The sequence below is a fragment of the Enterobacter sp. LM3 genome (genome assembly GCF_046622475.1).
In the GTDB taxonomy this organism is placed as follows: domain Bacteria; phylum Pseudomonadota; class Gammaproteobacteria; order Enterobacterales; family Enterobacteriaceae; genus Enterobacter; species Enterobacter cloacae_P.
Genome location: NZ_JBJURN010000008.1, coordinates 167584 through 177939 on the forward strand (window position 1 = coordinate 167584; position 10356 = coordinate 177939).

The 10356-nt window shown below is 55.3% G+C and carries 8 protein-coding genes; 3 read left to right on the forward strand and 5 right to left on the reverse strand.

Going from position 1 to position 10356, the window contains the following annotated elements; genetic code table 11:
* Positions 1–94 precede the first annotated feature (94 nt).
* A complete protein-coding gene (gene ydcK / locus ACJ9N4_RS11655) occupies positions 95–1075 on the forward strand; it encodes a YdcK family protein (RefSeq protein ID WP_411500510.1) in 981 nt (326 codons plus the stop codon).
* A gap of 54 nt (positions 1076–1129) precedes the next feature.
* On the opposite strand, the gene ACJ9N4_RS11660 is transcribed toward ydcK, so the two are convergent.
* From ACJ9N4_RS11660 to ACJ9N4_RS11670, 3 genes are all read right to left on the reverse strand, one after another.
* Positions 1130–2785, reverse strand: coding sequence for a glucan biosynthesis protein D (locus ACJ9N4_RS11660; protein WP_411500511.1), 1656 nt, complete (start codon positions 2783–2785; stop codon positions 1130–1132).
* 231 nt (positions 2786–3016) lie between these two features.
* Positions 3017–3790 carry a transporter substrate-binding domain-containing protein gene (locus tag ACJ9N4_RS11665; protein WP_182271372.1) on the reverse strand — a complete coding sequence of 258 codons (774 nt, stop codon included), beginning with the start codon at positions 3788–3790 and terminating at the stop codon, positions 3017–3019.
* A gap of 33 nt (positions 3791–3823) precedes the next feature.
* Complete coding sequence (locus tag ACJ9N4_RS11670) at positions 3824–4993, reverse strand: pyridoxal phosphate-dependent aminotransferase (RefSeq protein ID WP_182274510.1); 1170 nt, start codon at positions 4991–4993, stop codon at positions 3824–3826.
* Between the two features lie 113 nt (positions 4994–5106).
* On the opposite strand from ACJ9N4_RS11670, the gene ACJ9N4_RS11675 reads away from it, so the two are divergent.
* Positions 5107–5949, forward strand: coding sequence for a LysR family transcriptional regulator (locus tag ACJ9N4_RS11675; protein WP_182919988.1), 843 nt, complete (start codon positions 5107–5109; stop codon positions 5947–5949).
* Here ACJ9N4_RS11675 and ACJ9N4_RS11680 read toward each other — a convergent pair.
* Together ACJ9N4_RS11680 and ACJ9N4_RS11685 are read right to left on the reverse strand one after the other, a co-directional pair.
* Entirely contained in the window at positions 5936–7444 is a 1509-nt protein-coding gene (locus ACJ9N4_RS11680; protein ID WP_182919987.1) for a carboxylesterase/lipase family protein, read from the reverse strand. The two genes, ACJ9N4_RS11675 and ACJ9N4_RS11680, sit on opposite strands and share 14 nt — an antisense overlap.
* A gap of 42 nt (positions 7445–7486) precedes the next feature.
* Entirely contained in the window at positions 7487–8830 is a 1344-nt protein-coding gene (locus ACJ9N4_RS11685; RefSeq protein ID WP_182919986.1) for a VOC family protein, read from the reverse strand.
* 273 nt (positions 8831–9103) lie between these two features.
* Between ACJ9N4_RS11685 and ACJ9N4_RS11690 the strand changes: the two genes are divergently transcribed.
* Entirely contained in the window at positions 9104–10027 is a 924-nt protein-coding gene (locus ACJ9N4_RS11690; RefSeq protein WP_182271368.1) for a LysR substrate-binding domain-containing protein, read from the forward strand.
* Positions 10028–10356 lie beyond the last annotated feature (329 nt).

Below are 10356 nucleotides of genomic sequence, written 5' to 3' on the forward strand. Positions count from 1 at the left end.
ATGCCATTTTAAGGGGTTTCCGCAGCGGATGCCAGCACTTCGCAAAGCCGAAAGTTTGCTACGTTTAGTTAAGACGCTTATCAGAGATAACATCATGAAAAAGTACCGGCTTAGCGACGAAACCCGACTCTGGCAATGGCAAAACGGTGAGACAAAGCGCTCGACCACCCTGCGACAAATTATCGCCACCGCTGATTTTAACGACATTGTCAGCGGGACAAAAGGCGGCTGGATTGACGATGAGAGCGCCCTCGCACAAGAGGGGCACTGCTGGATCTACGACGAAAACAGCGTGGTGTTTGCCGAAGCCACTGTGTCTGATAATGCCCGTCTTACCCTGCCTTGCGTCGTTAGCCATCACGCCCGTATTGGCGGTAACAGCTGGCTGGATGGCGCTCAGGTCAGTCATGGGGCGCAAATAAGTGACAACGTCACCATTCAGCATTCCAGCGTGCGTGGCGAATGCCATATTTACGGCGATGCCCGCGTGCTTCACAACAGCATGGTTATTGCGGCCAAAGGGCTTACGCCTGACCACGAGCAGATCCTTAAAATCTACGATAAAGCCACCGTGAGCCGATCGCACGTTGTGCATCAGGCGCAAATCTACGGCGAGGCGCTGGTGAATTATGCGTTTATTGAGCACCGCGCCGAAGTGTTCGACAATGCCATTCTCGAGGGCAACGATCTCAATAACGTCTGGGTTTGCGACTGTGCGAAAGTGTATGGCAATGCGCGTCTGATTGCCGGTTTTGGCGAGGATGCCATTCCTACCGTGCGCTACAGCTCTCAGGTGGCGGAGAATGCGGTGGTCGAAGGCAACTGCATCATTAAGCACCATGTGCTGATCGGCGGCCAGGCGTGGTTACGCGGCGGGCCAATCATGCTTGACGACCGGGTTGTCATTCAGGGACGCGCACGGATCAGTGGTGATGTGTTAATTGAGCACCGGGTGGATGTTACCGACGATGTGGTCATTGAGGCTTTTGCGGGCGAAAATATTCACCTGCGCGGTGAAAAAGTGATTAACGGCAATCAGCGGATCACCCGCACGCCGTTACTGGGGGCTTTATAGCGAAGTTGTTGTATGCCGGGTTAGCATAGCGCCACCCGGCAGATTTCCACCCGATTAACGCATAACCCGGTCGTCAACGTAGTGACGTTTATCCGGCGCAGGCGGGAAGTACTGATACAACCAGGTTTCGCTGATAGCCTCCCCCTGGCAGCGCAGGAACAGACGCATATCCACCGGATCTGTTGAATCAGACGTTGGGTACCAGTCAAACAGAATGCGATACCCGTCAAACGGCTCGACGTAGAGGATCTCAATCTGCTTCGCTTCACCACTGGAAAGCGTGATCACCGGTTCAATCCCTTTCGGCGCGGCGGCCTTCAGATCGCCACCGACGAAGTCGATAGCAAAGCGACGGGCCCACACTTTCGGATAGTTTTCACCAGGTGCCCAGCCTTCCGGGAAACCGCCCATACCGGTACGGGTCGCGTAGACATTCGCCAGCGGGGAACGCACAGGTGGCTGCGCGCTCCAGTAAAGACGATATTTGAAGTCCAGCTCATCGCCTGCTTCCACTGGTTTCTCCGGCTGCCAGAAGCACACCACGTTATCCAGCGTTTCACCCGTGGTCGGGATCTCCATCAGGCCAACTGCGCCTTTGCCCCAGTTGTTGCGCGGCTCAACCCACAGGCTTGGGCGTTTGTTATACCAGCCCATGATGTCCTGATAGTGGGAGAAATCACGGTCAAGCTGCAGCAAACCAAACCCTTTCGGATTTTTGTCGACATAGGCATTGAACTGCAGTTTCTGCGGGTTGTTCAGCGGGCGGCAGATCCACTCGCCGTTACCACGCCACATCGCCAGACGGTCGGAGTCATGAATTTGTGGGTGAATGGTGTCGCACATGCGGCGTTCGTTATTACCGCAGCTGAACATACTGGTCATCGGCGCGATGCCCAGCTGTTTGATGTTCTTACGCGCATAGAGATGGTTTTCCACCTCCATGATCACCTGACTCTTCTCACAGTGGATCACGAACTTATAGGCACCGGTGATGCTTGGGCTATCCAGCAGCGTATAGACGGTAAAGGTGGTGTCGCCCGGTTTGACGGTTTCAAACCAGAACGCGGTGAAATCAGGAAACTCTTCCGGCGTATCGGTAAAGGTATCCACCGCCAGACCACGGGCAGAAAGACCGTACTGGTAGGTATCGTCAACCGCGCGGAAATAGCTTGCGCCCAGGAATGAGACGATATCGCGACGCGCCAGCTCAGGCGCTTTAAAGGCGCGAAAACCCGCAAAACCGAGATCGCGTTGCCCTTCCAGCTGTTTGGTATCCACACCGGTGTCACCGTAACTGAACAGCTCCGGCCGGAAGTGGATCTCACGCGCCTGGGACGTGGATTGATCCAGTGAGAACATGCGCACACGGCGGCGGAAACCCATCCCCATATGGAAGAACTGCACGTCAAGCTGACGGCCTTCAATATTATTCCACAGTGACTGCTTTTCATCGTATCGAATGGCGTTGTACGCCTGCGGCGTCATGGTTGCCAGCGTTTCCGGTAGCGGACGCGGTGCCCCCCCCCACGGGGTTTTTGCCAGATCATGCGCCATAGATTGCAGTACGGAGAAATCAAAACGATGGCTCTGACCGTCAGCAATATCAGAGTCAGCAGCGTATGCCGCCTGGGAAAACAGAGAAGCAAGGCCAGATGTGCCGCTCAGGGCAGCCATTGCCAGCGAGCCTTTTAAAAAACGTCTGCGATTCATGCCTGGAAAAACGTCCTTATGGTCGTGTGAATGTATTTCGCGAGTGGCGAAACGACGGCAAGAAAGAACGCACAGCCTAAACAAAAACGGTTAAGAATCCAATTGTTGCCAGGTGATTATATGAACAAAGTGAGAAATATTTTCTGTCGACCGGAACAGCACGGAAGTGATGTAAAGCGCGGTATAAAAGAGTCCCGGCTGGACATCAACAGCCGGGACCAAACGAGACGCTTATTTTACGCTGACATCGATACCCGGGAAGTACTTATCAGCGAGTCTGGCGATCGTGCCGTCGGCACGCACTTTATCGATTGCGGCATTAAGTTGCTTTTGGGTAGCCTCATCCCCCTTACGCAACCCAAAGCCGATACCGCTGCCCAGGATCGTGTCGTCAGACACCGGTTTGCCGATAAAACCAAACCCTTTACCCTGCGGCTTGCTGAGGAAACCTGCCTGCCCGGCAGCTGACATCACCAGCGAGGCATCAATGCGGCCATTCAGCAAATCTCCCCACGCCATGTTCTGATCTTTGTAAGACACTACGGTGACACCGTGTTTTTCCCAGTGCTCTTTAGCATAGGTTTCCTGAATCGAGCCCTGCAGCACGCCGATGGTTTTGCCTTTCAGCCCTTCAGGCGTCGCCTCAACCGCCGTGCCGGCCTTGCCGACGAGCTGGGAAGGGATACGGTAGATAGGCTGGGTAAAATCAATGCTCTTGCGCCGCTGTTCGGTGATGTTCATCGCCGAGTTAATAGCATCAAATTTCTTCGCCGCCAGTCCCGGGATCAACGCATCAAATGATGTTTCAACCCAGCTACATTTCAGCGCGGCTGCGTTGCAAATCGCCTTGCCCAGCTCAACATCAAACCCTTCCAGCTCACCGGAGGCATTACGGCTCTCAAACGGTGGATATTCCGCTTCCAGCCCGTAACGCAGCTCAGTGGCGGCGAACGACGAAAACGTACACAGCAATCCCATGCCGACAACTAACGCGCGTAATTTCATCAACAACTCCTTCGAGCCTAATGGGATAGGCACTTAGCGTGGTTTAACCCGACACAGGGCCTGGGCACCTGCCCGTAACGTCGCCTCATCTTTCGCAAAAGAGAGACGGATCAATTTATTATCTGTGCCGTCAGCATAAAACGCCGACAGCGGGATCGTGGCAACACCGTATTCAGTAATCAGCCGTTTCACCATGTCGCTGTCACTCTCCTCGCTGAAATGGCTGTAATCCGCCAGCAGGAAGAATGAACCGGCACTCGGCAGCAGTCTGAACGGTGAATCACTCAACAAATTTTGTAGCAGGTCGCGCTTACGCTGATAAAACGCCGCCAGCGACAGCCAGGTTTGCGGATCGGTCATATGTTCGGCAAACGCGTGCTGCATGGGGGTATCGGCAGAAAACATCAGAAATTGATGGACCTTGCAGATTTCGTCCATCAGTACCGCTGGCGCAACACAATACCCTACGCGCCAGCCAGTGACGTGATAGGTTTTTCCGAAAGATGAGATAATGACGCTCCGCTCCGCCAGTTGCGGGTGCGTGGCCATCCCGTGGTGCGGTTCACCGTCAAACACCACATGTTCATACACTTCGTCAGACAAAATAATGATATCGGTATTACGGGTCACCGCCGCCAGCTGTTGCAGGTCATGCGCTGAAAACACCTGGCCACTCGGGTTATGCGGCGTGTTGATGATGATCATGCGCGTTCGCGGGGTGATTGCTGCCCGGACTTCATCCCAGTTAACGGCAAAGTCTGGCACGGTCAGCTTGATGGCAACCGGTGTGGCCCCCTGCAGGCGTACAATTGGCGCATAGCTGTCAAATGACGGCTCGAAGTAAATCACCTCATCACCCGGATGCACCAGTCCGCTGATTGCCGAGTAAAGCCCTTCACTGGCGCTGGCCGTGACCAGTACCTCGCTGCCCGGGTCATACTGTGTGCCGTAAAGGGTGGCGATTTTTTCCGCGATACGCTCCTTCAATGGCTGCAGGCCGGTCATCGCCGCGTACTGGTTATGCCCGGCTTCCATCGCACGGGTCACGCCGGCTATCAGTTTCGGGTCGCAGGAAAAATTCGGCGCACCCTGAGAAAGGTTGATGGCGTTATGTCGGGCAGAGAGCTGACCGATAACGGTAAAAATGGTGGTACCAACGTCAGGCAGTTTGGAACGGGCTTGCACCGGGGTTTTCAAAGTCATCATCTGTCCCTTCTCGTGGATATTGCATAACTATTCAAACAATAAGTGCGTTGTCGGGACAATCGAATTGTTGTCATAATAGCCATGAGAAAAATGCATAACTGAGGTGTTCTATGTCGCGCCGTTCATTCCCGCTCAATGCGGTTGACGCGTTTTTGAAAACCGCGCGTCACCTTAATCTCACCCATGCTGCCAGAGAGCTTTGCCTGACTCAGGGAGCCGTGAGCCGCAAAATTGCCGCCCTTGAAGCGTGGTTTGGTTTTCCCTTATTTGAGCGTCATTCACGCGGTCTGCGCCTCTCCCCGCAAGGCAGTGCCCTGCTTCCGGAGCTGCAATCCGCTTTTGAGCATCTGCTTACCGTGGCCCAGCAGGCCCGTGCCCAGCAAACCGTGATCCGTCTGAAAGCGCCTACCTGTGCCATGCGTTGGCTGGTACCCCGTCTGCTGGAGGTCGAGCGCGAGCAGCCTGATCTGCAAATCGCCTTAACCACGACCACCGATCACAACGTCAATTTCAAAACCGAATCCTACGACGCGGCCATTGTTTTCGGCACCCACATGAGTGCGGGCGATCTGCTGTTTGAAGAGGCCTTAACCCCGGTACTCAGCCCGTTGCGGGCGGGGGCGGCGCTGGAGTCACTGACGTTTCTCCACCCGACAAGGGATAAGACTGACTGGTCATTGTGGCTGGCGAAACAGACGCATCCGACATTTGTCATGCACAAAAATCAACACTTCGATACGATGGATCTCGCCATTACTGCTGCCATTCAGGGGCTGGGCATTGCCATCGCCGACGAGACACTGGTGGAAGAAGATGTCCGCGCCGGAAGGCTGGCGCGGCCTTTTGAGACGAGCATTAAAACCGGTGCGAGCTATCGGCTGGTGTTACGCGAATCGCCAGGCCCCGAACATGGCCTGGCGGCGTTTCGTTCCTGCCTGCTCAGTCGAGGCTGACGTGGTGCTTCATCACTCGCTTAAAGAGACTCATGCGGGCGCGCATAAAGCGGTTTTCAAGCCTGAAACCTGCATGTTTATTCACGCCAATACGTAGCAACACATCGCGGCCTTTGCGGCAGGCGGGCCAGTGCGTCGGCCCCGGGAGGATGTCACGGCTACTGTGGGCGTCACGTGCAAAGCTTACCCAGTAGTCGGCTACGTTTGCAGAAAACTGTAGATCGCGGGCGTTGACATACTGGCGGGAAGGTTCTATCTGTCCCAGCGTGTCAAAAACATAAGGCACTTCGTTACCGTGCCAGGCACCGTTGACATAAGTCGCATGTTCCGCTTCCGCCACATAATCAAACCAGTAGCGCCAGCACGGCGCGCCGACGCGTTGCTGAGCCTGCATCACCACATATCCCATCGTGGTGAAAGCCATATCACGACACACCTGCCTGCCCAGCTCCTCATCCCCCTTCACACCCGGATAGAGCAGCTTAATCAACCCCAGGCCAAAACGTCGTTCACGGCGAAGCTTCTGAATTTGCCCGGCAAGATCGATGCCAAATACCGCCATCACGCTGGCCTCATCGCTGTTAGAGCCAATCATGACCGGAACCGGATGCTGGCGAGCAGCAAAGAACATATCGAGCATCGCTTCCGGCAGGACACAATCTCCCACCACCGGCGCAGGGGCAATGTTCAGCGGAGCCGTCAGAGACCAGAACGCCTCTGGCGGAATGGCGCGCAACTGCTCCGCGCTGGCGTTTTCAAGGCCAAAATGTGTGGCCAGCGCTTCCCCTTTTTGCATTGCCTGCTCGCGCGGCGTGTCCGGTAACGTGTACCCGCTTTGCACAATCGCTTTATGGAATGCCCCCTCCGCCAGAGGAGATGCCAGCAGTGACAACACACTGCGCGCACCGGCTGATTCGCCAAACAGCGTGATGTTGTTCGGATCGCCGCCAAACGCGGCAATATTGTCCCGCACCCAGCCCAGCGCCGCAATCTGGTCGAGCAACGCGAAATTATGCACCACGCGATCTTCTTCTCCCTCCAGCGCAGGATGGGCGAAAAAGCCGAGATGCCCGAGACGGTAATTGAGGGTCACAACAACCACGCCACGTTCTGCCAGCGCTTTGCCGTTATACGGTGGAAGCCCACCCGCGCCGATGGTAAACCCACCGCCGTGCAGCCAGACCATCACCGGAAGCGGAGCCGGACGCACGGCCGGTGACCAGACGTTGAGGTAAAGACAATCTTCAGAAAATTGACCGGGATCGCCGCCGCCAAGTTCCTGGCAATACTCACTGCTTTGCCAGCTTGAGGCAGAAAACGTCGTCGCCTGCCGCACACCGTCCCAGCGTTCGGGCGGTTGCGGGGAACGCCAGCGCCACTGACCAACAGGCGGTGCAGCATAGGGTATGCCGCACCAGACGTGAACATTGTCATCGGTAAAACCCGTCAGAGCGCCCTGCAGCGTTTCAGCCACGGGGGCGGAGGAATTTTTCATAACCACCTTCTTTTTCCATCACACCCCAGCAGAGTAACGATTTCAGAGTAAACCGCAACGCTGTTTGCTGCGTGTTTCCGCCTCCTGGTAAAGGGTAAACTCGTCATAGACCGGGCTTCCCAGCGCCGCTTCAAAAGCCTCGCGGCTGGCATTACCATGGCTTCGCGCCTGAGTTTCATTGCCGAGGTTCGACTGAAAAATCCCTGCTGCACTGACCGGCAGAAAATCTTCGTAGGTGATCGGCTGTGCGACCACCCACCCGCGCTCAATCAGTGGCTGCGGATCGTCGCCCGGGCGAAACGCATGGCGATGCGCTTCCCCTGCGGGTGTCAGGCGATAGCGGAAATACGCCAGCTCCTGACGGCGCATTAACATTTCGCTGTCCGGGAAAGCGCTAAAGATATCCTGCAAATGCAGCTGGTGCGTCAGGTTGTCTTTGCCCGTCCCGGCCTGCCCGAGCAAACTATCGTACAGTTCGCGGCCTTTCGGCGTGAGTGCGACGCCGCGCTGCTCAATTTCACCAAACCGGGCGGTATGGGTGCCTTTATGTTCCCCGGCAAAGAACACCGGTTCCTCCAGCGCTTTAAAGCTGGTCTGGCGTAGCAAAACTGGCACCTCTCGACGCGGCGGCCCTTCAATCAAAATTTTTGGCTCAATACCGTACTTCGGCATCAGCTCCTGCACCCGGTCGATATCCAGCGTGCGCGGTGTGAGATGGTTGATGTGGCAACCGGGGAAACAGACCACGTCGGCAATCAGGCGGTGTTCATTATGCAGTGCCAGGTAGGTTTCCTGATCGACCGTCGCATGGCGGTGCCAGCGGAAGGTTTCCAGTGCTTCCTGAACAAACTCACGCGCCTGTGCGTCGGTGAACTGCCCGGTTGATTCATGCAGTTCAATAAGTTCCAGACAGCGTGGCGTGAAGATGTTTCGCCGTGAGAGGATCTCCGCCGCCCGTTCGCGCAGGGCGACATTTTCAATCAACTCAAGACGTAGCAGCGATGTGAAAATACGAAATGGATTACGGCAAAGTGCTGCATCCTCCACCGGCCGGAACGCCGTCGAGTGGACGGGAACCCCTGCCTGGGAGAGGTCGTAATAGCTGACCGGGTACATGCCCATAATGGCAAACATGCGACGTAATGTTGAAAGTTCAAGCGCAGTACCGACACGGATCGCACCGTGGCGCTCAACATTCAGACGCGCCAGTTCATCTGAGTTCGCCAGTTGTTCATGTAAGAGCGGGTTATTTTCCAGAACCGCCAGGTTTACGTCCGCAACCAGTTCAAGCAATGTGCCGTACTGCGGAACTTCCTGCTGGTACATCGCCGACATAGCCTGCGAAAAGTGTTCCCGAATATCATCAGCCGTGATGGTGTTCGCCATGATGTCATGCCTCCAGTGAATATTACCTGGAGTGTAGAGAAGCCCGTTCTTTCTGGCGGGAAGAATTTACGATTTGTGATCTGGACAGGCGAGTGGTTAAAGCCTGCTCTTTCCGGAACAAACTCAGAACCCTGGCTCATGAGGGAAAATTGCGCGGCGCGAAAAACAGCTTGTAACTCAAATAGATCAAATGTTAAAAATATTTTGCTATCAGGTTATCAAAATTAAACAACTTAACTTGTCACCCGCACCGCTCTGTTTTTAACATCGCCTATGGAAAAAAATGGTCTGTTCAGTCAGCGCATACGCTTGCGCCATTTGCATACATTTGTGGCCGTCGCTCAACAGGGAACGCTGGGGCGAGCGGCTGAAACTCTTAACCTTAGCCAGCCCGCCCTCTCAAAAACGCTAAACGAGCTGGAACAACTCACCGGAACCCGGCTTTTCGATCGTGGTCGCCTGGGCGCACAACTTACGCTTGTGGGGGAACAATTCCTGACGCACGCCGTCAAGGTTCTGGATGCTCTCAACACCGCAGGTCAGGCGTTGAACCGTAAAGAGGAGCACGCCAGCGAGATTGTGCGCGTTGGCGCTCTGCCTACGGCTGCGCTGGGGATTTTGCCTGCCGTTATTGGTCAGTTCCACAAGCAGCAAAAGCATACGACGATCCAGGTCGCGACCATGAATAACACCATGCTGCTCGCGGGGCTGAAATCCGGTGAGCTGGATCTCGGCATTGGGCGCATGTCCGATCCTGAACTGATGGGGGGGCTTAATTACGAACTGCTGTTCCTGGAATCACTGAAGCTGGTCGTGCGTCCCAACCACCCGTTGCTGCAGGACACCGTCACCTTAAGCCGCGTCATGGAGTGGCCTGTAGTGGTGTCACCAAAAGGTACAGTTCCGCGCCAGAACGCCGAGGCGTTATTAGAGATGCAGGGCTGCAAACTACCTTCCGGTTGTATTGAAACGCTGTCGGCCTCTCTTTCACGCCAGCTCACCGTAGATTTTGACTACGTCTGGTTCGTGCCTTCCGGCGCGGTAAAAGACGATTTACGCCGGGGTACACTAACAGCACTGCCGGTCACATCGCCGGGGGCGGGTGAACCTATTGGGATCCTCACCCGGGTAGATGCCCCACTCTCATCAGGCGCACAAACGCTGCTCAGCGCGATCCGTAAATCAATGCCAGCCTGATGGCTCCTGTTAAGCGGACGGCATAAAAAAAGGGATCAGATGATCTAATACCAGTCAGTTAAGCGACACCAGAGTACTTTGTTATTTCAGTGGTATCGTTCCGTTCACTCAGACATTCTGCTACCTGCATAATCCGCTGCGGTGAACGTGTTAAGGGGGCTATCGCGCCCCCTTAACAATCCCGTCTCCCGGCAAAGAAAATCGCCGCTTCGCGGTACCCTCAGCTTATTCCTTCCGGCTTCGGGTCGGGCATGAAGTGGTCTACTTAATTTGGACACGACCTGAGGTTCTTTGTCTTTCCATCTCGGCAGGTGTTAACCCTCCGTTGT

Bases quoted from the DNA above. Each gene is read 5' to 3' on its own strand.
- ACJ9N4_RS11675 (WP_182919988.1), top strand. From the start codon at position 5,107: ATGTCGCGCCGTTCATTCCCGCTCAATGCGGTTGACGCGTTTTTGAAA.
- ACJ9N4_RS11680 (WP_182919987.1), bottom strand. From the start codon at position 7,444: ATGAAAAATTCCTCCGCCCCCGTGGCTGAAACGCTGCAGGGCGCTCTG.
- ACJ9N4_RS11665 (WP_182271372.1), bottom strand. From the start codon at position 3,790: ATGAAATTACGCGCGTTAGTTGTCGGCATGGGATTGCTGTGTACGTTT.
- ydcK (WP_411500510.1), top strand. From the start codon at position 95: ATGAAAAAGTACCGGCTTAGCGACGAAACCCGACTCTGGCAATGGCAA.
- ACJ9N4_RS11685 (WP_182919986.1), bottom strand. From the start codon at position 8,830: ATGGCGAACACCATCACGGCTGATGATATTCGGGAACACTTTTCGCAG.
- ACJ9N4_RS11670 (WP_182274510.1), bottom strand. From the start codon at position 4,993: ATGACTTTGAAAACCCCGGTGCAAGCCCGTTCCAAACTGCCTGACGTT.
- ACJ9N4_RS11660 (WP_411500511.1), bottom strand. From the start codon at position 2,785: ATGAATCGCAGACGTTTTTTAAAAGGCTCGCTGGCAATGGCTGCCCTG.
- ACJ9N4_RS11690 (WP_182271368.1), top strand. From the start codon at position 9,104: ATGGAAAAAAATGGTCTGTTCAGTCAGCGCATACGCTTGCGCCATTTG.